Origin of the sequence: Allobosea sp. CS1GBMeth4 (genome assembly GCF_900185715.1) — a bacterium.
In the GTDB taxonomy this organism is placed as follows: Bacteria; Pseudomonadota; Alphaproteobacteria; order Rhizobiales; family Beijerinckiaceae; genus Allobosea.
Genome location: NZ_FYAS01000002.1, coordinates 75,919 through 99,651, shown reverse-complemented (window position 1 = coordinate 99,651; position 23,733 = coordinate 75,919). Strand labels below are relative to the sequence as shown.

22 protein-coding genes are annotated in these 23,733 nt (G+C 69.1%); 9 read left to right on the top strand and 13 right to left on the bottom strand.

Features of this window, described 5'->3' with window-relative positions:
• Nucleotides 1-69: 69 nt before the first annotated feature.
• The 6 genes from CS1GBM4_RS00505 to CS1GBM4_RS00480 all read left to right on the top strand — a co-directional run bounded on the left by CS1GBM4_RS00505 (nucleotide 70) and on the right by CS1GBM4_RS00480 (nucleotide 7,485).
• Complete coding sequence (locus CS1GBM4_RS00505) at nucleotides 70-690, top strand: TetR/AcrR family transcriptional regulator (protein WP_244606985.1); 621 nt, start codon at nucleotides 70-72, stop codon at nucleotides 688-690.
• A 113-nt stretch (nucleotides 691-803) separates the two neighbouring features.
• Entirely contained in the window at nucleotides 804-2,219 is a 1,416-nt protein-coding gene (locus CS1GBM4_RS00500; protein ID WP_186416726.1) for a circularly permuted type 2 ATP-grasp protein, read from the top strand.
• Nucleotides 2,220-2,385: 166 nt separating this feature from the next.
• A complete protein-coding gene (locus CS1GBM4_RS00495; RefSeq protein WP_186416725.1) occupies nucleotides 2,386-3,327 on the top strand; it encodes an alpha-E domain-containing protein in 942 nt (313 codons plus the stop codon).
• A gap of 39 nt (nucleotides 3,328-3,366) precedes the next feature.
• Nucleotides 3,367-4,194: a transglutaminase family protein gene (locus CS1GBM4_RS00490; protein WP_186416724.1), complete on the top strand. Its 828-nt coding sequence runs from the start codon at nucleotides 3,367-3,369 to the stop codon at nucleotides 4,192-4,194.
• A 119-nt stretch (nucleotides 4,195-4,313) separates the two neighbouring features.
• Nucleotides 4,314-5,063, top strand: a complete 750-nt coding sequence (locus tag CS1GBM4_RS00485) for a peptidase (protein ID WP_186416723.1) — start codon at nucleotides 4,314-4,316, stop codon at nucleotides 5,061-5,063.
• A 262-nt stretch (nucleotides 5,064-5,325) separates the two neighbouring features.
• The gene (locus tag CS1GBM4_RS00480; protein WP_186416722.1) at nucleotides 5,326-7,485 is read left to right on the top strand and encodes an EAL domain-containing protein; all 2,160 of its coding nucleotides are present in this window, start codon (nucleotides 5,326-5,328) and stop codon (nucleotides 7,483-7,485) included.
• Between the two features lie 34 nt (nucleotides 7,486-7,519).
• Here CS1GBM4_RS00480 and CS1GBM4_RS00475 read toward each other — a convergent pair whose 3' ends face one another.
• Nucleotides 7,520-8,116 (bottom strand): exopolysaccharide biosynthesis protein, encoded by a 597-nt coding sequence (locus CS1GBM4_RS00475; RefSeq protein ID WP_186416721.1) that lies wholly within the window; start codon nucleotides 8,114-8,116, stop codon nucleotides 7,520-7,522.
• 80 nt (nucleotides 8,117-8,196) lie between these two features.
• Nucleotides 8,197-8,466, bottom strand: a complete 270-nt coding sequence (locus CS1GBM4_RS00470) for an usg protein (protein WP_186416720.1) — start codon at nucleotides 8,464-8,466, stop codon at nucleotides 8,197-8,199.
• A 180-nt stretch (nucleotides 8,467-8,646) separates the two neighbouring features.
• Between CS1GBM4_RS00470 and bcsS the strand changes: the two genes are divergently transcribed.
• Nucleotides 8,647-9,357, top strand: coding sequence for a cellulose biosynthesis protein BcsS (gene bcsS, locus CS1GBM4_RS00465; protein ID WP_186416719.1), 711 nt, complete (start codon nucleotides 8,647-8,649; stop codon nucleotides 9,355-9,357).
• A gap of 22 nt (nucleotides 9,358-9,379) precedes the next feature.
• A complete protein-coding gene (locus CS1GBM4_RS00460) occupies nucleotides 9,380-11,011 on the top strand; it encodes a DUF2235 domain-containing protein (protein ID WP_186416718.1) in 1,632 nt (543 codons plus the stop codon).
• Nucleotides 11,012-11,014: 3 nt separating this feature from the next.
• On the opposite strand, the gene CS1GBM4_RS00455 is transcribed toward CS1GBM4_RS00460, so the two are convergent.
• The 10 genes from CS1GBM4_RS00455 to CS1GBM4_RS00410 all read right to left on the bottom strand — a co-directional run bounded on the left by CS1GBM4_RS00455 (nucleotide 11,015) and on the right by CS1GBM4_RS00410 (nucleotide 21,322).
• On the bottom strand, nucleotides 11,015-12,631 hold the full coding sequence (locus CS1GBM4_RS00455) for a molybdopterin-binding/glycosyltransferase family 2 protein (RefSeq protein WP_186416717.1): 1,617 nt from the start codon (nucleotides 12,629-12,631) through the stop codon (nucleotides 11,015-11,017).
• 13 nt (nucleotides 12,632-12,644) lie between these two features.
• Entirely contained in the window at nucleotides 12,645-13,337 is a 693-nt protein-coding gene (locus tag CS1GBM4_RS00450; RefSeq protein WP_186416716.1) for an XdhC family protein, read from the bottom strand.
• Between the two features lie 4 nt (nucleotides 13,338-13,341).
• Nucleotides 13,342-13,977, bottom strand: coding sequence for a LysE family translocator (locus tag CS1GBM4_RS00445; protein WP_186416715.1), 636 nt, complete (start codon nucleotides 13,975-13,977; stop codon nucleotides 13,342-13,344).
• A 12-nt stretch (nucleotides 13,978-13,989) separates the two neighbouring features.
• Entirely contained in the window at nucleotides 13,990-14,316 is a 327-nt protein-coding gene (locus CS1GBM4_RS00440; RefSeq protein ID WP_091841110.1) for an XdhC family protein, read from the bottom strand.
• Nucleotides 14,317-14,536: 220 nt separating this feature from the next.
• On the bottom strand, nucleotides 14,537-15,736 hold the full coding sequence (locus tag CS1GBM4_RS00435; protein WP_186416714.1) for a VWA domain-containing protein: 1,200 nt from the start codon (nucleotides 15,734-15,736) through the stop codon (nucleotides 14,537-14,539).
• Between the two features lie 114 nt (nucleotides 15,737-15,850).
• On the bottom strand, nucleotides 15,851-16,225 hold the full coding sequence (locus CS1GBM4_RS00430) for a nuclear transport factor 2 family protein (protein ID WP_186416713.1): 375 nt from the start codon (nucleotides 16,223-16,225) through the stop codon (nucleotides 15,851-15,853).
• Between the two features lie 120 nt (nucleotides 16,226-16,345).
• Nucleotides 16,346-17,266 carry a MoxR family ATPase gene (locus CS1GBM4_RS00425; protein WP_186416712.1) on the bottom strand — a complete coding sequence of 307 codons (921 nt, stop codon included), beginning with the start codon at nucleotides 17,264-17,266 and terminating at the stop codon, nucleotides 16,346-16,348.
• Nucleotides 17,267-17,518: 252 nt separating this feature from the next.
• Nucleotides 17,519-18,325, bottom strand: a complete 807-nt coding sequence (locus CS1GBM4_RS00420) for a xanthine dehydrogenase family protein subunit M (protein ID WP_186416711.1) — start codon at nucleotides 18,323-18,325, stop codon at nucleotides 17,519-17,521.
• 17 nt (nucleotides 18,326-18,342) lie between these two features.
• Entirely contained in the window at nucleotides 18,343-20,706 is a 2,364-nt protein-coding gene (locus CS1GBM4_RS00415) for a xanthine dehydrogenase family protein molybdopterin-binding subunit (RefSeq protein ID WP_186416710.1), read from the bottom strand.
• Between the two features lie 103 nt (nucleotides 20,707-20,809).
• A complete protein-coding gene (locus tag CS1GBM4_RS00410; protein WP_186416709.1) occupies nucleotides 20,810-21,322 on the bottom strand; it encodes a (2Fe-2S)-binding protein in 513 nt (170 codons plus the stop codon).
• Nucleotides 21,323-21,662: 340 nt separating this feature from the next.
• Between CS1GBM4_RS00410 and CS1GBM4_RS24720 the strand changes: the two genes are divergently transcribed.
• Nucleotides 21,663-23,006, top strand: a complete 1,344-nt coding sequence (locus tag CS1GBM4_RS24720; RefSeq protein WP_186416708.1) for a methyl-accepting chemotaxis protein — start codon at nucleotides 21,663-21,665, stop codon at nucleotides 23,004-23,006.
• A gap of 203 nt (nucleotides 23,007-23,209) precedes the next feature.
• On the opposite strand, the gene CS1GBM4_RS00400 is transcribed toward CS1GBM4_RS24720, so the two are convergent.
• Complete coding sequence (locus tag CS1GBM4_RS00400; RefSeq protein WP_186416707.1) at nucleotides 23,210-23,662, bottom strand: carbon monoxide dehydrogenase subunit G; 453 nt, start codon at nucleotides 23,660-23,662, stop codon at nucleotides 23,210-23,212.
• Nucleotides 23,663-23,733: the final 71 nt, after the last annotated feature.

The following is a 23,733-nucleotide window of genomic DNA, read 5'->3' as shown; positions in this document are numbered from 1 at the left end:
AACTTACTATAAGTAGGAATGTAGTTTCCCTCTTGTCAAGCGAGCCTTTGCCGGGATTCCTGAATCGCCATGCCACCGACCACAGCCCCCGCCTCAGCCCGCAAGCTGCCGAAGCCGGAACGCCGCGAGCAGTTGCTGGCCCGGGCGCAGGAGATGGTCCGCGAGGAAGGGACCGAGGCGCTGACGCTGGCGCGCGTCGCCGAGCGGGCCGGCGTCACCAAGCCTGTCGCCTACGATCATTTCGGCACGCGCGAGGCGCTGATGGTCGAGCTCTTCCGGCGCATCGACGACCGGCAGACGGCCCTGCTCATCGCTGCGCTGAAGAGCACCGAAGGCCGGCTCGACGCGGTCGCGGCGACCATCGCCAAGGCCTATATGAGCTGCGCTCTCGCGGTTGGAACCGAATGGTACGCACTCTCGGCCGCGTTGCGGGGCAGCGAGGCGATGGAAGCGGTGCAACGCGAGCTCGTCGCGCGCTATGCCGGGATCTGGCGCGAGGCCCTCGCCCCGCACGCGGCCCGGCTTGCGCCGGACGAGCTGAACCTGCGCTGCATCGGCCTGCTCGGCGCGGCCGAGGCGATCTCGCTCGAATTGCTGCGCGGCCATGTCGGCGAGCCGCGGGCCTCCGCGACACTGGCCGCCCTGGTCAGGGCCGTGGTCGACGCTCCCGCCTCCGCCGCGCCCCTCTGACCGCGCCGCGCTGCCCAAGAAACGGGCAATCCTCGCCAAAGTGCTTGGCAACGGACCTCTTTCCGAAGGCGAGCGAATGCGCATAGGCTACCCGAAACGGGGAACAAGCCTGCATGGTCGCGTTCGACGAGATGACGGGGGGAGAGGGCGGCCTGCGGCCGGCCTATTCGGAGCTCGACCGCTGGCTGAAGGAGGCGCCGCCGGAGATGCTGGCGCTGCGGCGCTCGCAGGCCGAGCTGTTCTTCCGCCGCATCGGCATCACCTTCGCCGTCTATGGCGACGAGGAATCGACCGAGCGCCTGATCCCCTTCGACATCATCCCGCGGGTCCTGACCAAGCCGGAATGGACGAAGCTGGAGCAGGGCCTGCGCCAGCGCGTCACCGCCCTCAACATGTTCCTGGCCGACGTCTACGGGAAGAAGGAGTGCCTCAAGGCCGGAATCATCCCGCCCGAGCTGGTCTACCGCAACGCCTGCTACCAGCTGCAGATGGTCGACTTCCAGGTGCCGCACGGCATCTACTGCCATATCGCCGGCATCGACATCGTCCGGGTCGACGCCGACACCTTCTACGTGCTCGAGGACAATGCCCGCACGCCCTCCGGCGTCTCCTACATGCTGGAGAACCGCGAGGTGATGCTCCGGCTCTTCCCGGAGCTCTTCGCGACCCATCGCGTCGCGCCGGTCGACAACTATCCCGACCAGTTGCTGGCGACTCTGCGCTCGGTCGCGCCGCGCACGGCCTCCTCCGACCCGACGATCTGCCTGCTCACCCCCGGCCAGTACAATTCGGCCTTCTACGAGCACTCCTTCCTCGCCGACAAGCTCGGCATCGAGCTGGTCGAGGGCTCGGACCTGCTGGTCAAGGACGACATCGTCTACATGCGCACCACGCAGGGGCCGAAGCGCGTCGACGTGATCTATCGCCGCATCGACGATGACTTCATCGACCCGCTGGTGTTCCGCAGCGATTCCGTGCTCGGCGTGCCCGGCATCATCGGCGCCTACAAGGCCGGCAACGTCACCCTCGCCAACGCCGTCGGCACCGGCGTCGCCGACGACAAGGCGGTCTACAGCTACATGCCGGAGATCGTGAAGTTCTTCACCGGCGAGGAGCCGATCCTGAAGAACGTGCCGACCTGGCGCTGCCGCGAGCGCGAGGCCAACGCCTATGTGCTCGACAACCTCGAGGACCTCGTCGTCAAGGAGGTCAACGGCTCCGGCGGCTACGGCATGCTGGTCGGCCCGCATGCCAGCAAGGCGCAGATCGAGACCTTCCGCAGGAAGCTGAAGGCGCAGCCGGAGGGCTTCATCGCCCAGCCGACGCTGGCGCTCTCGACCTGCCCGACCTTCGTCGCCTCCGGCGTGGCGCCGCGCCATGTCGACCTGCGGCCCTATGTGCTCTCCGGCGCCGGCGGCATCTCCTGCGTGCCGGGCGGGCTGACCCGGGTCGCGCTCAAGGAAGGCTCGCTGGTCGTCAATTCCAGCCAGGGCGGCGGCACCAAGGACACCTGGGTGCTCGACGCATGACGAAACCCGACTTCACCGAAGTTCGCATCACCCCGGCACGCTTTCCGTTCGACCGGAAACGGTCGAACGACAGGAAATCGTGCCGAATTAAAATGTTGGAGCATGTTCTTATCGCAAGAGTGGTTCCCACTTTTGCGGAACATGCCCCGGAAGCCCGGACCTGAGCATGCTTTCCCGCACCGCCGACAGCCTCTACTGGGTCTCGCGCTATGTGGAGCGGGCCGAGTACCTCGCCCGCATCCTCGACGCCACGACCCGCCTGACCAACCTCCCCTCCGCCTATGGCGGCGCCGGCACCGAATGGCAGAGCGCCGTCGCCACCGCCGGCTGCGAGGACAGCTTCGCCAGGGCCTATGGCGAGGCGAACGAGCGCAATGTCTGCGACTTTCTCAGCTTCAACCCGGACAATCCCTCCTCGATCCGCAACTGCTTGGCGCTCGCCCGCTCCAACGCCCGCGCGGTGCGCACCGCGCTGACCTCGGAGATGTGGGACGCGCTCAACGGCGCCTGGCTCGAATTGCAGCGCTTCGAGCGCAAGCGCATGGACCGCGAGGAGTTCGCCCGCTTCCTCGACTGGGTGAAGCACGTCTCGCTCACCTTCGACGGCTCGGCCTACCGGACGATGCTGCGCGACGACGGCTACTGGTTCTCGCGGCTCGGCGTGAACATCGAGCGGGCCGACAACACCGCCCGCATCCTCGACGTCAAATACCATGTCCTGCTGCCCGAGACCGAGCAGGTCGGCGGCTCGCTCGACTATTTCCAGTGGACGACGATGCTGCGCGAGGTCTCGGCGCTGACCGCCTATCACTGGGTCTATCGCCAGGCCGTGAAGCCGGTGCTGATCGCCGATCTCCTGATCCTCAACCGGCGCATGCCGCGCTCGCTGGCGAGCTGCTACGAGAACATCTCGCGTTTCCTCGACGCCATCGGCGACGCCTATAATCGCCACGGCCCTGCCCAGCGCCAGGCCCGCAAGACGCTGACCAATTTCGACAACACGCCGATCGAAATGGTGCTTCAGCGCGGGCTGCACGAGTTCATCGAGGACTTCATCTCCGAGAACAACCGGCTCGGAAACGTGATCGTCGAGCAGTATCTGCAGTAGGGGCTTCCCCTCCGCTCCCGAATTTGGAGTCCTCGCCGCATGCGGATCCGGATCTCCCACAGCATCGCCTATGCCTATGCCGAGCCGGTGCGCCAGCTCCGGCAGGTGCTGCGGCTCACCCCGCGCGACCATGACGGCCAGCATGTCGTGTCCTGGCGCATCGCGCCGACGATCGACGGACGCCTGCATGCCGGGCAGGACCCGTTCGGCAACATCACCCACGACTTCTCGGCCGAAGGGCCGATCGAGAGCTATACGATCGACGTCGACGGCCTGGTCGAGACGGTCGACCTCGCCGGCGTGGTCCGCGGCGCGGTCGAGAAGGTGCCGCCCGACGTCTTCATGCGCGACACCCGCCTGACCCAGGCGAACGAGGCGCTGCGGGCGCTGGCCGACAGGGCGGCGAGCCAGGATGGCAGCGACCTGTCGCGGCTGCACGCGCTGATGGAGACGATCCACGCCGGGATCCGCTGCGTCCCGACCGCCGATCGCCTGGGCATCGGCGCCGCCGCCTGCGCCGAGGGCGGCGAGGGCATCCCGCAGGACCTCGCCCATGTCTTCATCGCCGGCGCCCGCCTGCTCGGCACGCCCGCACGCTATGTCTCGGGCTATGTCGCGGCGTCGGACACCCTGCCCCACGCCAACGGCGCCCATGCCTGGGCCGAGGCCTATCTGCCGGATTACGGTTGGATCGGCTTCGACGGCGCCAATGGACTCTGCCCGATCGACACTCATGTCAGGGTCGCCGTCGGGCTCGACTATGCCGACGCCGCTCCGGTGCGCGGCGCCCGCACCGGCGGCCAGGGCGAGAACCTGCTGGTCGAGGTCAGCGCCCAGGCGGCGAAGCCGCGCTTCCAGGGGCAGTGACGCGAGGCGCAGTGACGAGAGGCGATCGACCGCTCGCTCCGGCACCGCCGCATTGCCGCTGTCATGGCGGCCTGTTACCAGCATCGCGCCTTCCGACGGCGCCCATGCGGAGATCGACCTTGACCTATTGCGCCGGCATCCTCGTCCAGGACGGTCTCGTGATGATCGCCGACACCCGCACCAATGCCGGGCTCGACGACATCTCGACCTTCCGCAAGCTGCACATCTTCTCCTGGCCCGGCGAGCGGACCATGGCGCTCGCCACCGCCGGCAATCTCTCGATCACCCAGTCGGTCGTCAGCCTGCTGCACGAGGGCGTCCCCAACCCGGAGACGGGCGAGCCCGAGACCCTGCAGAACGCCGCCTCGATGTTCCGCGCCGCCCAGCTCGTCGGCCGCGCCGTCCGCACCGTGCGCGAGACCGATGGCGAGGCGCTGCGCGACGCCGGCGTCAAATACGACATGTCGCTGCTGTTCGGCGGCCAGATCCAGGGCCAGCCGATGCGGCTGTTCATGATCTACTCGGCCGGGAACTTCATCGAATGCGGCATGGACGCGCCCTTCCTCCAGATCGGCGAGCACAAATACGGCAAGCCGATCCTCGACCGCGCCGTCACCTTCAAGACCCATCTCTACGACGCGCTCAAGGTCGGGCTGATCTCGATGGATTCGACCATGCGGTCCAATCTCGGCGTCGGCCTGCCGATCGATCTGATCGTGCTCCGGCGCGACGCCGCCGGCCCCGAGCTCAACCGCCGCATCGAGGCCGGCGAGCCCTATTTCCACGACCTGCGCGAGCGCTGGTCGGCGGCGCTCCGCGCCGCTCACATGGCGATTCCGCGCCCGCCCTACGGGCCGGACGGCGCCTAGGACCTTCCGATGGGCGCGCGAGACGCCTCCGCGCCCGGAACCGCATGAAAACATCGCGACAGAGCGTTGAAAGCAAAGCCCTGTTCGCCGGACTCGCTGTCGGCGCCGTGCAGGGGCAAGTCAGCACAACTTTTCCGATTTTCCGCTGCTCCGGAAACCGGATGGCAAGATTCCCCTGCAAAGGTCCGCCGTCAGCGCGCCGCAACAGGTCAGGGCTTTGCCGTTTCACGCCAAGATGACGAACGTCGAATCGTCTGCGCGCATGCTGACCCGCACGCTGGCAACCCTCGCCTGCGCATTCGCGCTCGTGCTGATCGCGATCCTCGGCGTGATGGCCGCGATGGTGAACAACGCCAACCGGCTCGAGGCTGTCCGCCAGCGCGATCGCGTCGAGACCGCGCTCGCGACCCAGATCCGTCTGCGCCGCCTGCGCTTCGAGAATCTGCAGCTGTCCGGGGTGCTCCAGCCGGCGCTCATCACCGCCCTGCCCGATGGCGCCCGGCAATGGGCCTTCGCCCAGCTGACCAAGCGCTTCCTCGATTTCGACGGTACCTATCTGGTGACCGCTGACGGCAAGGTGCTGGCCGGGGTCGAGCACGGCGAGACCGGAACGCAGGCCGGCTACGACGCCCTGCTGCGGCTCCTGCCGGCGCTGCCCGGCGGCACCTCCACGGGCGAGTGGCAGGGCATCGTCAACGGCCCGATCAAGGCGGCGCTGATCCGTGACGGAGACGACACCGTCGGCATCCTCACGGCCGATCTGCGCACGCCGGAGCAGGCCGCCCGCCCGACGCCCGGTTCGGCGGCCGCCTTCATCGTCGGCTACCGCAAGACGGTTCCGGCGAGGCTCGCGGAGCTGGGCCTGCGCTACCATCTTCCGAATCTCGAGATCGTCGCCGAACGGCCGGACGATCCGCTGCGGCGGCGCGACATCCCCTCGCCGGACGGGTCGGTGCGCGCCTGGCTGAGCTGGGTGCCGGAGCGGCCCGGCGACGCGATGATCAGCCAGTTCGCCTGGGCGCTCGGAGCGGTGATCGCGCTCTTCGTCGCATTGTTCGCCTATGTGCTCCATCGCCTGCGCAACGCCGCCCAGCAGATCGCCTCGCGCGAGAGCCAGATCCAGCGCCTCGCCGGCCAGGACGAACTCTCCGGCCTGCTCAATCGCCGGAGCTTCGATCTCAGGCTCGACCAGGAACTCGCGCAGCTCGGCCGCACCAAGAGCACGCTCGCCGTGCTGATGCTCGACCTCGATCGCTTCAAGGCGGTGAACGACACCTATGGCCACAATGCCGGCGACGAGCTGATCCGCCAGGTCGCCCAGCGGCTCACCATGATCCTGCGCGTCGGCGACACCGTCGCCAGGCTCGGCGGCGACGAATTCGGCATCATCCAGGCCAATATCGCCGCGCCGAGCGCCAGCGCCGCGCTCGGCCAGCGCATCCTCGACGCGCTGACCGAGCCGTTCGAGATCGCCGGCGTCGCGGTCACGATCGGCTGCTCGATCGGCATCGCGCTCGCCCCGCAGGACGGCGCCGATCGCAGCACGCTGCTGCGCCTCGCCGACACGGCGCTCTATCAGGCCAAGAACGAGGGCCGGAACCGCTATTCCTTCTTCGAGCCCCAGATGAACCGGGCGCTGCAGCTCAAGCGCATGGTCGAGGAGGACCTGCGCAACGCCATCGCCAAAGACCAGCTGCTGCTGCACTACCAGCCGCAGGTCTCGATCGACGGGGCCAGCATCGTCGGCGTCGAGGCGCTGGTGCGCTGGCCGCACCCCGAGCACGGCCTGATTCCGCCCGCGGAGTTCATCGGCATCGCCGAGGAACGCGGCCTGATGGTTCCGCTCAGCGAATGGGTGCTGCGCCGCGCCTGCGAGCAGGCCCGGCGCTGGCCGGGTCTCAAGCTCGCGGTCAACGTCTCCCCGATCCAGTTCCGCCACAAGGATTTCGTCGCCAGCGTGATCCGCATCCTCGACGAGACCGGATTCGCGCCCGACCGGCTCGAGCTCGAGCTGACCGAAGGCGTCGTGGTCGAGGATGCCGACGCCGCCGAAGCCGCGATGATGGACCTGCGCGCCCATGGCGTCAGCCTGGCGCTCGACGACTTCGGCACCGGCTATTCGAGCCTGATCTATCTGCGCCGCTTCGCCTTCGACAAGATCAAGATCGACCGGTCCTTCCTCGAATACATGGAAGCGACGGGTGAATCCGCCATCCTCGTGCATTCGGTCGTCCATCTCGGCCGGGCGCTCGGCTTGCGCGTCTGCGCCGAGGGCGTCGAGACCACCGAGCAGCACCGCTTCCTCCAGGCGATCGGCTGCCACGAGCTCCAGGGCTTCCTGTTCTCGAAGGGCGTGCCGCCCGAGGAGATCGACCGGCTGCTGGCGCTCGACCGGCCGTTCGAGCAAGCCCTCGCCGCCTGAAGGACGGTCCGGCAGGAGCCCGCGGGCGGCAAGCTCAGAAGAAGCTCGCGATCCAGCTCACCAGCGCGTAGGCGAAGCCCGCCGACAGGGCGAGGCCCACCGCGCCGACAACGGCGCCGGCGATGATCAGGACGCCGTCGCGCTCGACCAGGCCGAGCCCGACCAGGCAGACCGCGAGCCCGAGCGGAATCTGGCCGATGAACGGCGCCGCCACGATCAGCCCGAGCGCCAGGACGAGCAGGAGCGCGCCCAGGACCGGAAGCGCCAGGGCACCGCCGAGCATGGTCAGGCGCGGCTGCGAGAAACGTTCGAGCCGGACCAGCGGCGGCAGCGCGCGCTGCACGGCACGCGCGAGGTCCGCCTGGGCGATGCTGCGCCGAAGCAGGCGCTGCGGCAGCCAGGGCGTGGCGCGCGCCATCAGCATCTGCGCCGCGATGAAGGCGAGGACGAGGCCGCAGACCAGCGGGATCGGCGGCGGCATCGGCAGGCAGTTCGGCAGGCCGAGCAGCACCACGAGCAGGGCGTAGGCCCGGTCCCGCAGCGCCGCGACGATGTCGCTCACGGCGATGCGCGGGCCCGGCAGATGGGCGAGCGCAATCAGCAATCCGGAGGTGCGCAGGGGGGATGACAAGAGGCTCGCCGGGCGATGAGCAGGGCCTGCGGCCTAGCACGGCCCCCAGCGGCGCAACAACCCCGGCGGGCGCATGCCCGTCAATGCAAGGTGAGCACGCCGTTCACATTCACGATCTCTGCCGGGCGGATCAGCCGCGAATGCGCCACCGTGATCGAGTGCAGCGGCCCGTCGAGCTCGCGCCGCCAGAAGTCGAGGAATCGGTGCAGCTCGGGGAAGCGCGGCGCCAGATCGTACTCCTGCCAGACATAGCTCTGCAAGAAATCGGGATGATCCGGCATGCGGTAGAGGATGGTGGCCGTCGTCAGCCCGTAGCCCGCGAGCTGCCTGATGAAATCCTGCGAGACCATGACCGATGTCCTCCTGTCGAGAAGACGATGAGCCGGCTGCAATCAGGCTGCGCCCTCATGGTTAACAAAAGCTTGCAGGAATTCCGCCAGCTGCCACACTCATGACGTGTGGTGACGCCGCCGGGGTTGCAGGGCGGGAGGGGCGTTGGCGTGGCGTGGCGGTCTGGGGGACGGTCTGGCGTGCTCGCGCGCGGGGTCGGCGCGGCGCTCGCGCTCGCTCCCACGGCACTGCGGGCCGATCCCGCCCTGCTCGAGCGCAGGCCGCCCTCGCTGGCGATCTTCGGCTCGCTCGATGCCGATGCGAGCAAGACCTATGGGTCCGTCGGCCTGAAATGGGCCTTCGGCGGCGGCGATCTCGAGGTCAGCGGTTTCCGGCTCGGGCTGAAATGGGGCGAGAGCGTCGAACCGGCGCAGCGCAAGCCGACGCAGGGCCGCCTCTACAAGAGCGAACTGCATGCCGGGCTCGGCTATGAGTGGCGTCTCGGCGACACCTTCCTCGCGCTCTCGGCCGGCCCCGAGGTCGAGGCGCGCTATCGCGAGACGCGCCAGCTCCGCAGCTTCCAGCAGCGCGCGGGGCTGCGCCTGCAGGCCGATCTGTGGGCGAGGCCGGCCGAGAACTGGCTCGTCCAGGCGGGAGCCTATGCGGTCGCGATCGACCATGGCCGCTATGGCGGGCGCCTGGCGGCGGGCTGGCGCCTGATCGAAGAATTCTATCTCGGCCCCGAGATCGAGGGCTATCGTGAGCAGGACTATCACAAGTTGCGCCTCGGCCTGCATCTGACCGGCTTGCCTCTGCTCGGCCTCGACTGGCGCCTCTCCGGCGGCGTCCAGAAGACCAGCGACGAGAAGGCCGGCGCCTATCTCGCGCTGGGGCTCGTCTGGAAGCGTTGACGCGAACACGAGGAGACGGGCGATGCAGGACAATGCGCCTCCACAGCCGCGGGCTTCCGCACCGCCCTCCGACGGCGAGAAGCCGCTGCGCCGGCATCTGATCTTCCTCGACGGGACATGGAACAGCGACGATCGCGAGGGGGAGCAGACCCATATCGTGCGCCTGCGCAATCTCGCAATGCCGAAAATCCGCGCGCCCGGCCCGGATGGCACCTCCGGCAAGGTGCTCTGCCTCCAGTCGATCTATTACGATTCCGGCGTCGGCACCGGGCTCTCCCGGCTCGACCGCTTCGTCGGCGGGGCTCTCGGCGCGGGCCTGTCCACCAATATCCGACAAGCCTATCGCTATCTCAGCGCGGTCTATCGAGCAGGCGACGAGATCTGCGTCTTCGGCTTCTCGCGCGGCGCCTATTCGGCACGCAGCCTCGTCGGCTACATCGCGGCCGCCGGCCTGCTCAAGCGCAGATATTGCACGCCGGCGGCCGAAGCCGCCGCCTGGGCCTATTACCGCATTCCGCCCAAGCAGCGCTATCCCGGCAGCAACGCCGCCCGCGACGGGCTGGTGCACGAGAATGTCCGCGTCCGTGCCATGGGCATCTTCGACACGGTCGGCGCGCTCGGCATCCCCTCGACCTGGGCGCGGACGATCAACCGCCTCTTCCTGCAATTCCATGACACCGAGGTCAGCCGTATCGTCGACTACGCCTTCCATGCGCTCGCCATCGACGAGAAGCGCGAGCCCTTCCAGGCGGCGGTCTGGCAGCGCCCGCGCCACGAGGAGTTCAAGCGGATCGAGCAGGTCTGGTTTCCCGGCGTGCACAGCGACATTGGCGGCGGCTATTCGGAGCACCGCCTCGGCGACATCGCGCTGACCTGGATGATCGAGCGGCTGACGCGCGGCCCCGGCACCGGGTCCGACCCGCACGTCTATCTCCACGGCAGGCCCCAAGGCGGGACGCCGCCCGGCTCCAGTCGCAGCCGGGTCCGGGCGGCGACGGCATCGCCTTCGGAGCCTCCGCACCGCAGGCTGGGGCCGATCGAGCCGGACGACGAGGTGCAGGCGCCGGGCGCGCCCGACGACAATCTCGCGCCGCAGAACGAATCGCGCAGCATGTTCTATCGCCTGCTCTACCCCTGGCCGCTGCTGCGGCTGATCGGCCAGACCTGGCCGCGCGGTGACCGGGCCGCGATCCGCCGCCGCTTCGCGGTCAACGCCTTCAAGCCGTTCCAGGAGCCGATCAGCGAGATGGTGCACTGGAGCGCCCTTGTCCGGCTCGGGCGGACGGTCGAGGCCGCGGAATCGCCGGCCGTCCGGGCGCAGGCTCTGGTCTACGCTCCGCCCAACCTGGTCGCGGTGCTGCCCAACATCCTGATGACCTATGCCCGGAAGGACGATCAACTGGTCGGCTCGCAGCAGGACGCACTCGACGAGATGCGCCGCCTGGCGGCGAGGCTGCACGCCGAAGCCGCCGCTCCCGACAGCGGCATCCATCAGGTGCGGGTCGTGCGGCACCTCCCGGAAGCATCGCCGGACCCGGAGAAGCCTGGAGCCGTCAAGGTCCGCGAGCTCGACCCCGACCAACCCGAGGATTGCGTCGCCGTGCTCGCGCAATTACTGCGGCTGTGGTGTGCCGGCCTGCTGACGCCCGCCTGATCCTCAGCCGCGCGGTTCCTGCCCCGTCAGCGCCTTGAGCGCTTCCGGCGTGTCGATGTCGAGCGCGATGGCGGGATCGTCCAACGCGACCTCCTCGACCGCATCGCCGGCAGCGTCGAGCAACCGCCGCGCGCCCTGGTCGCCTTCCAGCGTCGCCACCTCCGCGAAAAGCGCCCGCGACAGCAGCACCGGATTGCCGCGCTGTCCGAGCAGGGTCGGCGCCACGGCGAAGGCGTCCGGGCGATCGGCGAAGGCCTGCGCCAGCCTGTCGATCACGCCGGCCGTGACGTTCGGCATGTCTCCCAGCGAGACCACGACGCCCGGCACCTCGCCGGGCAACGCCGCGAGACCGGCCTTGAGCGAGCCGGACAACCCCTCCGCGAAGGCGGGATTATCCGCGAAGACCACATCGAGCCCGGCGAGCGCGGCACGGATCTCGTCCCGCTGGTGACCCGTGACGACGACGACCGGCGCGGCGCGCGAGGCGAGCTGCGCCTCGACGGCGTACCGGACCAGCGGCTTGCCGCGCACCTGCTGCAGCAGCTTGTTGCCGGCGCCCATCCGGGTCGAGCGCCCGGCCGCCAGCACCAGGCCGGCGACAGGCGCCGCCTCGCCATGGCCCGGCGCGCGCGGCTGCGGCCGCGAGACGATCTCCATCAGGAGCCCGCCCACCCCCATCTTCTGGATGTCGGCGCGCCGCACCGGTACGCCGGCGAGGCTGCGCTGCAGCACCCAGTCGAAGCCGTTCTCCTTGGGGGAGCGCGCGCAGCCCGGCGCGCCGATCACCGGCTTGCCGCCGAGGCTGCCGAGCATGAGCAGATTGCCCGGATCGACGGGCATGCCGAGATGCTCGACCGTGCCGCCGGCCTCGACCAGCGCCTGCGGCACGACATCGCGCCGGTCGGTGATGGCGGAGGCGCCGAACACGACGACGAGCTCGGCCGGCCCGGCCGCCGCCTCGCGGATCGCCTGCGCCAGCGGCGCGTCCTCATGCGCCACCCGGACATCGCGCTCGATCGCCGCCCCGGCCGGCCGCAGCCGCTCGGCGAAGGTGCGCAAGGTCTTGTCGACCACGCTGGTCTTCAGGCCCGGCAGCAGGGTCGAGACGACCGCGACCGATCTCAGCCTGTATTCGGCGATCGCCACCGGCTTGTCCGCCCCGAGCCGCTCCAGCGCCTCGGCGATGCGCGCCTCCGGCACGGCATAGGGGATGATCTTGACCGTGCCCACCATCTCGCCGGCGACGACGGCCTTCAGCGCCGGCAGGGTCGCGACCGTGATCGCCTCGTCGACGGCGTTCAGCGCGTCGATCACGCCCGCCTCGACCTGCAGGATGCCGGGCGCGGCGGCGAACAGGTTGACCCGGCCGGTGAACGGCGCCTCGGTCACCACGGCCCGCCCGGCCAGCGCCCGCGCCAGTTGCTCGGCCGCGGCGTTCTCGTCGATGTCGCCGGCTTCGAGCTGCACGGCGACGATCTCGGCGAGACCGGCGGCGGCCAGCCTGCGCGCATCCTCTTCGCTGACCGTCGCGCCCTTGCGCACGATCGCCTCGCCGGCACGCACGGTATGGGCCGCGACGGAACCGACGGCGTCGGCGACCGGGACGGGACCGAACTTCATCGCGGGCGGCCCCTCATGCCGGCTTGCGGCGCGGGCCGCGCAGCGCCTGCACGATCTCGCCGAGGATGGCGAGCGCGATCTCCGCCGGCGAGACCGCGCCGATGTCGAGCCCGATCGGCGCATGGATGCGTTTCGCGTCGGCCTCGCCGAAGCCGGCCGCGGCGAGCCGCTCCAGCCGCTTGCCATGCGTCTTCCGGCTGCCGAGCGCGCCGATATAGAAGCAGTCCGAGCGCAGCGCCGCCTGCAGGGCCGGATCGTCGATCTTCGGATCATGCGTCAGCGCGACGAAGGCGGTGTAGGCGTCGAACGGCAGCTGCCGCAACGCCTCCTCCGGCCATTGCGCCAGCAGGGTCACCTCCGGGAAGCGCTCCTGCGTGGCGAAGGCGGTGCGCGGATCGATGATCGCGACGTCGAGGTCGAGCAGCTTCGCCATCGGCGCCAGCGCCTGCGAGATATGGACGGCTCCCGTGACGACGAGGCGCGGCGGCGGCGCCTGAACGGTCAGGAAATAGGCCGTGCCGTCGGTTTCGACGGTGCCGCTCTTGCCGCTGCGCAGCTGCTTCTCGAGCAGCTCGGCCAGCGGGTCGCCGCCGAGGTCGGCCTCTCTGACCAGGCGCTGCTCGCCCGAGCCGAGCTCGGTCACCAGCACGCAGGCGCGCCTGGCGGCGCGTTCGGCATTGAGCGCGGAGAGGAGCGGAAGGTCCACGGCGTCAGCCCTTGTCGGTCGCGAGCTTGAGGCCGAGCCCGATCATCAGCGAGCCGCCGAGCCAGCGCCCGAGCGCGAAGCCGGCGCGGCTCGCCTTCATCGTCTTCATCACCAGGCTCGCGCCGAAGACCGTGACGAGATCGGCCGAGGAGAAAGCGAAATTGACGATGGTGCCGAGGATGAGGAACTGCGCCCAGACCGGCAGCGAGCCGGCCGGATCGACGAACTGCGGCAAGAGCGCGATGAAGAACAGCGCGACCTTCGGGTTCAGGATCTCGACGACGAAGGAATCGATCAGCGCGCGCTTCACCGTCTTGCGCGGCGCCACCGGCTGCTGCGCGTCGGCGGCCCCGAGCCGCGAGCGGATCATGCCGATGCCGAGCCAGACCAGATACAGCGCCCCGGCGATCTTCACGGCGAGATAGAGCTCGGGCACGTGCTTGAACACCGCCGACAGGCCGAAGGCCGCGGCGAGCACATGGACATAGCAGCCGAGATGGATGCCGAGCATCGCCATCAGCCCGGCGCTGCGGCCATGGGCGATGGTCTGCGCCGCCGTGTAAAGCAGCGCCGGGCCGGGGAAATAGGCGACGAGCAGCGTCAGCGTCGCGAAGGCGAGAAGGGTTTCCCAGGAGGCCATGATCGCGTTCCTCTAAGCCCGGACCGGCTCGACATAGACCTTGATGCGGCCGCCGCAGGAGAGGCCGACCTGCCAGGCGGTCTCGTCGGCGACGCCGAATTCCAGCGTGCGCGGCTTGCCCTCGGCGATGACGTCGCCGGCCTCGGCCACGACCGCGCCCTCGACGCAACCGCCCGAGACCGAGCCGAGGAAATTGCCCTCGCCGTCGATGACGAGATGCGAGCCGACCGGGCGCGGGGCCGAGCCCCAGGTCTCGACCACGGTGGCCAGCGCGACGCCGCGGCCCGCCTTGGCCCAGGCCTCGGCGGTGGCGAGAATGTCGGTGTCGGTGCTGATCATGGCTATCGCCTACCGCTCATCTGAAACCGTCTTGCAGAGCGCCGACCTGCCCCTCTCCCCTTGCGGGAGAGGGTTGGGGTGAGGGGTCGCACCGCCCTGTCCATAAATCCCTTTTCAGAAAGGGCGGGACATGTCGCGAGACCCCTCATCCGTCTCGGCTTCGCCGAGCCACCTTCTCCCGCAAGGGGAGAAGGGAAGCCCGCGCTGAACAGATCATGCCTCAACCCGCCTTCTTCAACCACTGGCGCGGATCGGTGATCTGCCGTGCGTCGGAGGACAGCGCGGCGCAGAGATCGGCCATCGCCGCGAGGTTGTGGATCGGCCGGAACTGGTCGACATGCGGCAGCATCGCCCGGATGCCGCTCGCCCGCGCCTCGAAGGCGTCGTAGCGCAGGAGCGGGTTGAGCCAGGTCAATTGCCGGCAGGAGCGCTGCAGGCGGTCCATCTCGAAGGAAAGATCGGGGCCGAGATGCCGCTCCAGCCCGTCGGTGAAGAGCAGCACCACCGCTCCGCCCGCGAGCACGCGGCGCGACCAGATCCGGTTGAAGGCATGCAGGGCCGAGGCGATGCGCGTGCCGCCCTCCCAATCGGGCGCCGCCTTGCCGGCGAGCGCCAGCGCCTCGTCGGGATCGCGGGCGCGGAGCATGCGCGTGACATTGGTCAGCCGCGTGCCGAAGACGAAGGAATGCACGCGCCGGCGCTGCTCGGTGATGGCGTGCAGGAAATGCAGGAAGATGCGCGAATACTCCGCCATCGAGCCGGAGATGTCGACCAGCGCGACGATAGGCGGATGCACCTCGGCCCGCTCGCGGAAGGCGACGTCGATCGAGGCGCCGCCGCCCCGCAGCGAGCGGCGGAAGGTGCGGCGCGGATCGATCCGCGCTCCGGCATGGGCCGGCTGGAAGCGCCGCGTCGACACGGCGTCGTCAGGCAGCCTGAGCTCGGCGATGAGCTGGCGCGCTTTGGCGATCTCGGCCGCGCTCATCTGGGCGAAGTCGCGCGATTTCAGCGTCTCGCGCTCGGAGACGGTGAGCCTGGCCGAAAGCTCGGTCAACTCGACCGGCGGCTCCTCCTCGCGCGGCGGCGGGGTGAACGCCTCGGCGACGCGCAGCGCGCCGGCTTCCGGCTTCTGCGGCTCGCCGTCGACCCGCGGCGTCACCGGCGACATCTGCGCCATCAATTTCTCGATCAGCCTGCGCCGGCGCCAGAACAGCCGGAAAGCCTGATCGTAGACCGCCGTGTCCTCGTGCTTCTTCACGAAGATCGCATGCAGGGTCCAATAGACGTCGTCGCGCCCGCCGAGCGCCCCATCCGCCAGCGCCTCGACCGCCTCGACCACGGCGCCCGGCCCGACGCGCAGGCCGGCGCCGCGCAGGGCGCGGGCGAAATAGGCGACGTTCTCAGGCAGCTTGCCGGTCATCTCTCCACCGTCATGCTCGCCCTTGTGGCAAGCATCCACGTCTTGAACACCGCCTTGTCTGAAAGAAGACGTGGATGGTCGGGACAAGCCCGACCATGATGGGACAGTGCCTCCTCACTTCCCCGTCTCGGTCATGAACACCTTCTGCGCCACGACCCATTTGCCGTCGACCTTCAGGAAGGAGAGCAGGTCGGTGAAATAGCGCGGCGGCATCTGGCACTTGACCTTGACCAGGGCCATGGACGGCCCGACCAGGTCGATCGCCAGCACATGGTCGCCGCGCTCCAGCCCGCTCTCCTTCGGCGATGTGCGGTTCCGCACCGCCTCGAACCATTGCTCGCGTGGCACGACCTTGAGCTCGCCGCCCTGCGACTGGGTCAGCGCGCTCGTCGGATGGAAGACCGAGGCGAGCTTCTCGACATCGCCCTCGTAGAGACCGTCGAGATAGAGCTGCGTCGCCGCCTCGAGCGCCTTGATGTCGTCGTTCATCGCTTGCTCCCGTCGTGGCGCGTCATGCTCGGGCTTGACCCGAGCATCTCGGAAACCAGTCATTTCTCGTCACGATTCTCGGGTCTGCGCTTCGCTTCGCCCGAGAATGACGGCGAAAGCTCATCCCCGCGCCGCCTGCTTGGCCTGGTCGAGCAGTTCGCCGACCTTCGAGCCCTGCATCGCCTGGATGTCGTCCTGGTACTTCAGCAGCGCGCCGAGCGTGTCGGAGACGATTCCCGGGTCGAGCGCCACCGCGTCGAGCTCGACCAGCGCGCTCGCCCAGTCGAGCGTCTCGGCGACACCCGGCGCCTTGAACAATTCCTCCTTGCGGATCGCCTGCACGAAGGCGACGACCTGCTTGGCCAGCTTGGCCGGCGCGCCGGGCGCCTTCGCCTTGAGGATGGCGAGCTCGCGGGCGGCGTCGGGATAGCCGACCCAGTGGTAGAGGCAGCGGCGCTTCAGCGCGTCATGGATCTCGCGGGTGCGGTTCGAGGTCAGGATCACGATCGGCGGCTCGGCCGCCTTGACCGTGCCGAGCTCGGGGATCGTCACCTGCGCATCGGCCAGCACTTCGAGCAGGAAGGCCTCGAAAGCCTCGTCGGTGCGGTCGAGCTCGTCGATCAGCAGGATCGGCGCACCGCCCTCCTGCGGCTCCAGCGCCTGCAGCAGCGGGCGTTTCACCAGATAGCGCTCGGAGAACAGGTCGCTCTCCAGCCGCTCGCGATCCCCCGCGACGCCGCCGGCTTCCGCCAGGCGGATCGCCATCATCTGGCCGGCATAGTTCCACTCGTAGACGGCCGAGGCGAGGTCGAGCCCCTCATAGCATTGCAGCCGGATCAGCCGGCGCCCGAGCGCGGCGGAGAGCACCTTGGCGATCTCCGTCTTGCCGGTGCCGGCCTCGCCCTCGAGCAGCAGCGGTCGCTTCATCCTGAGCGCCAGGAAGAGCACGGTCGCCAGCGCCCGGTCGGCGACATAGCCCTGCGATTGCAGCAGGGAGAGCGTGGCGTCGATCGAGGTCGGCAGGCGCGATGAGGTCAGCATGGACAAGGTCTAACGCGGCGAGGGAGGGGACGGAAGCCGCGCTGGCGCAAGGCGAGCGCCGCAAGATGCACGGGATCGGGCTCTCCACCGTGAAGAACGGCAGAATCGCCGAGGAGCGGTTCTTTTGTTGAACCGCTTCCGTCATTCCCGGGCGGAGCGAAGCGCAGACCCGGGAATCTCATGACGAGCAGGCGCTGGCCGGCTCCGGCTTGAGATGCTCGGGTCAAGCCCGAGCATGACGCGCAACGGCCCTCAAGCCTTCCCCGTCGCCTGCGCCACCGCCTGCTTCGCCATCACGCCGATCAGATGGGCGCGGTACTCGGCATCGGCATGGATGTCGCTGTTGATGCCCTTGGCGGTATGCGCCAGGCCGTCGAGCGATTTCGGCGCGAAGCGCGCTCTCAGCGCCGCCTCGGCTTCCGGCCAGCGGAAGACGCCGCCCTCGCCCGCTCCGGTCACCGCGACCGCGATCTCGCCGCCGCGCTTGGCGACGAAGACGCCAACCAGCGCGTAGCGCGAGGCCGGATTGCGGAACTTGGCATAGCCCGCCCGGGAAGCCACCGGGAACGAGACCTTGACGATGATCTCCCCCTCCTCCAGCGCCGTCTCGTAGAGGCCGGTGAAGAACTCGCCCGCCGGGAGCTTGCGCTTGTTGGTGACCACCGTCGCGCCGAGCGCCAGCAGCGCCGCGGGGTAATCGGCCGCCGGGTCGTTGTTGGCGACCGAGCCGCCGATCGTGCCGCGATTGCGCACATGCGGATCGCCGATATGGCCGGCGAGATAGGCCAGCGCCGGGATCGCTTCCCGCACCTCGGGCGAGGCGGCGACCTCGGCATGCGTCGCCATCGCGCCGATCACGAGGTTGCGCCCCTTGCGGGCGATGCCCCTGAGATCGGCGCAGGAGCCGAGATCGACCAGCGCGCCGGGCGAGGCCAGGCGCTGCTTCATCGTCGGCAGCAGCGTGTGGCCGCCGGCGAGCAGCTTGGCGTCCTCCTTCCTGGCGAGGAGGCTGGCGGCCTGACGCGCGGTCGCCGGGCGGTGATAGGTGAAGGCGTACATCGTCTCGTCCTTTCAGATCACTCGGCAGCCATCCGGCTGAGCGTTTTCTGCGCGGCGCGCCAGACGGCCTGCGGCGTCGCCGGCATGGCGATGTCCTCATGGCCGAGCGCGTCGGTGATGGCGTTGATGACCGCGGGCGGCGCGGCGATGGCGCCGGCCTCGCCGCAGCCCTTGATCCCGAGCGGGTTCGAGGGGCACGGCGTCACCGTCATGCCGACCTCGAAGGACGGCAGGTCGTCGGCGCGCGGCATGCAGTAATCCATGAAGCTCGCGGTCACCAGCTGGCCGTCGGCATTGTAGCGGGCGCCTTCGAGCAGCGCCTGGCCGACGCCCTGGGCGATGCCGCCATGGACCTGGCCCTCGACGATCATCGGGTTGATGACGTTGCCGAAATCGTCGACCGCCGCCCAGCGCTGGATCCTGGTGACGCCGGTGTCGGGATCGATCTCGAGCTCGCAGATATGGACGCCCGCCGGGAAGGTGAAGTTCGTCGGGTCGTAGAACGCCCCCTCCTTCAGCCCCGGCTCGAGATCCTGGCCGTTGAACTTGTGGGCGACATAGGCCTGCAGCGCGCAGGAACCGAAATCCAGCTTCCGGTCGGTGCCCTTGACGGTGAAATTGCCGTCCTTGAAGTCGATATCGGCTTCGTCGGCCTCCAGCACATAGGCGGCGACCTTCTTGCCCTTGGCGATCACCTTGTCGAGCGCCTTGACGATGGCGGACATGCCGACCGCGCCCGAACGCGAGCCATAGGTGCCCATGCCCATCTGCACCTTGTCGGTGTCGCCATGGATGATCGAGACGTTCTCCAGCGGCACGCCGAGCCGGTCCGAGACCAGCTGGGCGAAGGTGGTCTCATGGCCCTGGCCATGGCTGTGCGAGCCGGTCAGGATCTCGACCGTGCCGATCGGGTTGACCCGAACCTCGGCCGATTCCCACAGGCCGACGCCGGCGCCGAGCGAGCCGACCGCCGCCGACGGGGCGATGCCGCAGGCCTCGATATAGGCCGAGAAGCCGATGCCGCGCAGCTTGCCGTTGCGGGCCGAATCGCGCCGGCGCTTCGGGAAGCCCTTGTAGTCGATGATCTCCAGCGCCTTCTTCAGCGCGGCGGCGTAATTGCCGGTGTCGTACATCATGATCACCGGCGTCTGGTGCGGGAACTTCCGGATGAAGTTCTGCGTCCGGAACTTGGCCGGATCCTTGCCGAGCTGGCGCGCCGCGACCTCGACCAGGCGCTCGACCACGAAGGTCGCCTCCGGCCGGCCGGCGCCCCTGTAGGCGTCGACCGGGGCGGTGTTGGTATAGACCGCGTCGACCTCGCAATAGATCGCCGGGATGTCGTACTGGCCCGACAGCAGCGGCGCGTAGAGATAGGTCGGCACCGAGGAGGAGAAGGTCGAGAGATAGGCGCCGAGATTGGCGGTGGTCTTGACCCGCATCGCCAGCATCTTGCCGTCCGCATCCATGGCGAGTTCGGCATGGGTGACGTGGTCGCGGCCATGCGCGTCGGAGAGGAAGGCCTCGGTCCGGTCCGAGGTCCATTTCACCGGCCGGCCGACCTTCTTCGCCGCCCAGACGCAGACGGTCTCCTCGGCATAGATGAAGATCTTCGAGCCGAAGCCGCCGCCGACGTCCGGCGCGATCACCCTGAGCTTGTTCTCCGGCGCGATGCCGATGAAGGCCGAGAGCACGAGCCGCGCCACATGCGGGTTCTGGCTGGTGGTGTAGAGCGTGAAGGCGCCCTCGCCGGCGTCATAGTCGCCGACCGCGGCGCGCGGCTCCATCGGGTTCGGCACCAGCCGGTTGTTGACGATGTCGAGCCTGGTGACGTGCCTGGCCGCCTTGAACGCGGCATCCGTCGCGCCCTTGTCGCCGAGATGCCAGTTGAACACGGTGTTGTCCGGCGCCTCGGCATGGACCTGCGTCTTCGCCTTGGCGGCGCTCGCGGTCTCGGTCACCGCCGGCAGCACGCCGTAATCGACCACGATCGCCTCCGCCGCGTCGCGCGCCTGCGCCAGCGTCTCCGCCACGACGACCGCGACATGATCGCCGACATAGCGGACCTTGCCCTGGGCGAGCGCCGGATGCGGGCCGGCCTTCATCGGCGAGCCGTCCTTGGAATGGATCATCCAGCCGCAGATCAGCCCGCCGACCTTGTCGGCGGCGAGGTCCTCGCCGGTGAAGATGCCGAGCACGCCCGGCATCGCCGCGGCGGCCCGGGTGTCGATCCTGTTCAGCGTGGCATGGGCGTGCGGCGAGCGCAGGAAATAGGCGTGGGCCTGCCCCGGCCGGTTGATGTCGTCGGTATAGCGGCCCTGGCCGGTGATGAAGCGGTGATCTTCCTTGCGGCGGACTGACGCGCCGATTCCGGTGACGGACATGGATTCCTCCTGGCGTGACGCCTCTTGGCGGGCGTTGGCGGCATCTCTGGCGGGGATCGCATCAGGCGGGCCCGCGCCGTCGGCGCAGGCCCGGACGGCTCGCTCACTCGGCTGCCTGGCGCGGCGGAACCGGGTCCTTGACCGAGCCTCCGGCCATCGCGGCGGCGCCGGCGGCGATCGCCTTGACGATATTGTGGTAGCCGGTGCAGCGGCAGATATTGCCGTCGAGGTCCTCTCGGATCGTCTTCTCGTCGAGATCGTGCCCGCGCCGGTTCACGATATCGACCGCCGACATGATCATGCCCGGGGTGCAGAAGCCGCATTGCAGGCCGTGATGCTCGCGGAAGGCTTCCTGCATCGGATGCAGGGCCGTGCCGTCGGCCAGCCCCTCGATCGTCGTCACCGAGGCGCCCTCGCAGGACAGCGCCAGCGTGGTGCAGGCCTTCACCGCCTTGCCGTCGAGATGGACGACGCAGGCGCCGCACTGGCTGGTGTCGCAACCGACATGCGTGCCGGTCAGCCGCAGATGCTCGCGCAGGAACTGCACCAGGAGGGTGCGCGGATCGACATTCGCGGTGACGGGCTTGCCGTTCACCGTCATGGACAGATTGGCCATGGGGCACTCCTCCGAAAGCCTGTTTTTTCCGATGAGCCCCACGACATCTCGACAGGGCGCACGATCCGCTCGCCGGCCCTTCCCGGGCCGGCGGAGAATTTCCTTGGAACAACTTCAAAACTACTGTGGACCCGGGATTTTCCGCGGTCAAGCGGGCGTCCCCTTCCGAGGCGGGGCCGTTTGGCGGCGTTTTGGCGTGGTTTTGGGCAACCCGGCTTCCGGCGCCTGCCTGCCCTGCCCGGCGACTGCCGGGCGCGTGCTTTCGGAGAATCTTAACTGCGGCCGTGCAGCCTTCGCGATCGACATGACGATCGCCGATCGTCCCTGACGGATGGCGCGCTTGGCTACGATTCTGGAACAGGTTCGGCGCCGCCTCGAGGTGATCGGCTATGGCGAGGCCGAGCGGCGGCGCCTGCGCCGCTACCGTGCCGCCGTCGACCGCGTCGTCGTCGACGTGGTCGCACGGGACTTCGCCCGCGCCTTCGCCATCCACCCATCGCTGGAGGCTGCCGTCGCGCCGGTCGCGGCCGAGCTCTTCGCCGCGGAAGCCGATCATTTCCGCCTGCTCTTCGAAGGCGATTTCGACCAGCGCTACTGCGATTCGCTGGAGCGGCTCACGCGGCTGGAGCGGCACGGCCAGGTCGGCGCCCGCGCCCGCGCCTCGATCGCCTTCACCCTGTTCCGGATCCTTCTCGAGCTGAGACGGACATGGCTTTCCTTCTCGCGGCGCAACGGCCCGCGCGACCTCTACGTCATCGAGCGGGTGCTGACCTACGACGTCAACACGGCGATGTCGCTCGACCGCGACAGCGAGGCGGCGGACGCCCGCCGCCGCGGCGAGGCGCTCGACAAGGTCGCCGCGACCCTGACTTCGCGCATCGGCCGGCTCGACACCGTGATCAGCGAGGCGGTCGAGCTCTTCGTCGCGACCGCTGGCGAGACCTCCGCCGCCAGCGCCTTCATCAAGGAGCAGGTCGGCTCCGTCGCCCAGACCTCGATGCAGGTGCGCGAGAAGTCGACCCAGACCGCGGCGGCGACCGAGGAGATGTCGGCCAACATCGCCGAGATCGGTCAGCGTGCCCGCCAGAGCCTCGCGATCGCCAACCGGGCCGTGGCCGACGCCGAGGCGATGGACGCGGCGATCACGCGGCTGCGCCAGGTCACCGGCAGCATCGGAACCGTCGTCGGCATGATCGCCGACATCGCCGCGCAGACCAATCTGCTCGCCCTCAACGCCACGATCGAGGCGGCCCGCGCCGGCGAGGCCGGCCGCGGCTTCGCGGTGGTCGCCGCCGAGGTGAAGTCGCTCGCCACCCAGACGGCCTCCGCGACCCAGGAGATCGCCGCGCAGATCGCCCAATTGTCTGTCAGCGCCGAAGCCTGCAGCCAGCGCGCCGCCTCGATCGGCGCGACAATCGCCGAGATCAAGACGGATTCGGAAGCGATCTCGGACGCGGTCGCCCAGCAGAGCAGCGTCACCGGCGGCATCGCGCGGCACGCCGCCGAGGTGGCCCTGGGGTCGGACGAGGCGATCGACAGCGCGACCCGCGTCAACGACAGCCTCGGCAAGACCGAGAAGGCGCTGGAGCGCGCCAATGCCGCCGCCGCCGGCATCGCGCTCCAGGTCGGCGCGGCGGAGGTCACCGTCGGCGAGGCGCTGGCCGCCTTGCGCAAGGCCTCGTGAGTCCTCCGCTCGCCGGCCGGTCCGCTCCCTCGGTCATTCCGGGTCAGGCCGGCAGCCCGAGCCCGGAACCCATGAACATTGCCGGCAGAGGATGCAGCGTGACGGCCGGGGCCCCGCTCCGGCGAATTCCGTATTCATGGGCTCCGGGCTCTTCGCGGCGCGCCTCCCCGGAAAGACGGAAAAGTTCGAGCGGACCGCCCCCCTCAGCCTTCGCCGACCGCCTTGGCGAAATTGGCGAAGAACTCGTCGGCCAGCTTCTTCGAGACCGAATCGATCAGGCGCGAGCCGAGCTGCATCAGCTTGCCGCCGACCTGCGCCTCGACCTCGTAGCGCAGCAGGGTCTGCCCGCCCTCGGCATCCTCCAGCGCGACCCTGGCACCGCCCTTGGCGAAGCCGGCGATCCCCCCCTCGCCCTCGCCGACGATGCGGTAGCCGTTCGGCGGGTCGAGATCCTGCAGCTCGACCTTGCCCTTGAAGGTCGCCTTCACGGGGCCGAGCTTGACCTTCACCACCGCCGAGAAATGCGTATCGTCGTCCTTGGCGAGTTGCTCGCAACCGGGAATGCAGGCCTTCAGCACCTCCGGATCGTTGAGCTTCTCCCAGACAACCTGCTTGGCTGCGGGCAACGTCGCCTCGCCGGTCATCGTCATCGCCATGGGTCTGCTCCTCATACTCCGAGATCCGCGGCGCCTGTTGCAGCCCGCCCCGCCCCGGGTCTATCCAAGTC

Excerpts from the sequence above, each read along its gene's own strand:
- CS1GBM4_RS00480 (WP_186416722.1), top strand. The coding sequence starts at position 5,326 with ATGCTGACCCGCACGCTGGCAACCCTCGCCTGCGCATTCGCGCTCGTG.
- CS1GBM4_RS00460 (WP_186416718.1), top strand. The coding sequence starts at position 9,380 with ATGCAGGACAATGCGCCTCCACAGCCGCGGGCTTCCGCACCGCCCTCC.
- CS1GBM4_RS00490 (WP_186416724.1), top strand. The coding sequence starts at position 3,367 with ATGCGGATCCGGATCTCCCACAGCATCGCCTATGCCTATGCCGAGCCG.
- CS1GBM4_RS00425 (WP_186416712.1), bottom strand. The coding sequence starts at position 17,266 with ATGCTGACCTCATCGCGCCTGCCGACCTCGATCGACGCCACGCTCTCC.
- CS1GBM4_RS00400 (WP_186416707.1), bottom strand. The coding sequence starts at position 23,662 with ATGGCGATGACGATGACCGGCGAGGCGACGTTGCCCGCAGCCAAGCAG.
- CS1GBM4_RS00505 (WP_244606985.1), top strand. The coding sequence starts at position 70 with ATGCCACCGACCACAGCCCCCGCCTCAGCCCGCAAGCTGCCGAAGCCG.
- CS1GBM4_RS00415 (WP_186416710.1), bottom strand. The coding sequence starts at position 20,706 with ATGTCCGTCACCGGAATCGGCGCGTCAGTCCGCCGCAAGGAAGATCAC.
- CS1GBM4_RS00495 (WP_186416725.1), top strand. The coding sequence starts at position 2,386 with ATGCTTTCCCGCACCGCCGACAGCCTCTACTGGGTCTCGCGCTATGTG.
- CS1GBM4_RS00430 (WP_186416713.1), bottom strand. The coding sequence starts at position 16,225 with ATGAACGACGACATCAAGGCGCTCGAGGCGGCGACGCAGCTCTATCTC.
- CS1GBM4_RS00410 (WP_186416709.1), bottom strand. The coding sequence starts at position 21,322 with ATGGCCAATCTGTCCATGACGGTGAACGGCAAGCCCGTCACCGCGAAT.
- CS1GBM4_RS00440 (WP_091841110.1), bottom strand. The coding sequence starts at position 14,316 with ATGATCAGCACCGACACCGACATTCTCGCCACCGCCGAGGCCTGGGCC.
- CS1GBM4_RS00470 (WP_186416720.1), bottom strand. The coding sequence starts at position 8,466 with ATGGTCTCGCAGGATTTCATCAGGCAGCTCGCGGGCTACGGGCTGACG.
- CS1GBM4_RS00445 (WP_186416715.1), bottom strand. The coding sequence starts at position 13,977 with ATGGCCTCCTGGGAAACCCTTCTCGCCTTCGCGACGCTGACGCTGCTC.
- CS1GBM4_RS00500 (WP_186416726.1), top strand. The coding sequence starts at position 804 with ATGGTCGCGTTCGACGAGATGACGGGGGGAGAGGGCGGCCTGCGGCCG.
- CS1GBM4_RS00435 (WP_186416714.1), bottom strand. The coding sequence starts at position 15,736 with ATGACCGGCAAGCTGCCTGAGAACGTCGCCTATTTCGCCCGCGCCCTG.
- CS1GBM4_RS00455 (WP_186416717.1), bottom strand. The coding sequence starts at position 12,631 with ATGAAGTTCGGTCCCGTCCCGGTCGCCGACGCCGTCGGTTCCGTCGCG.
- CS1GBM4_RS00420 (WP_186416711.1), bottom strand. The coding sequence starts at position 18,325 with ATGTACGCCTTCACCTATCACCGCCCGGCGACCGCGCGTCAGGCCGCC.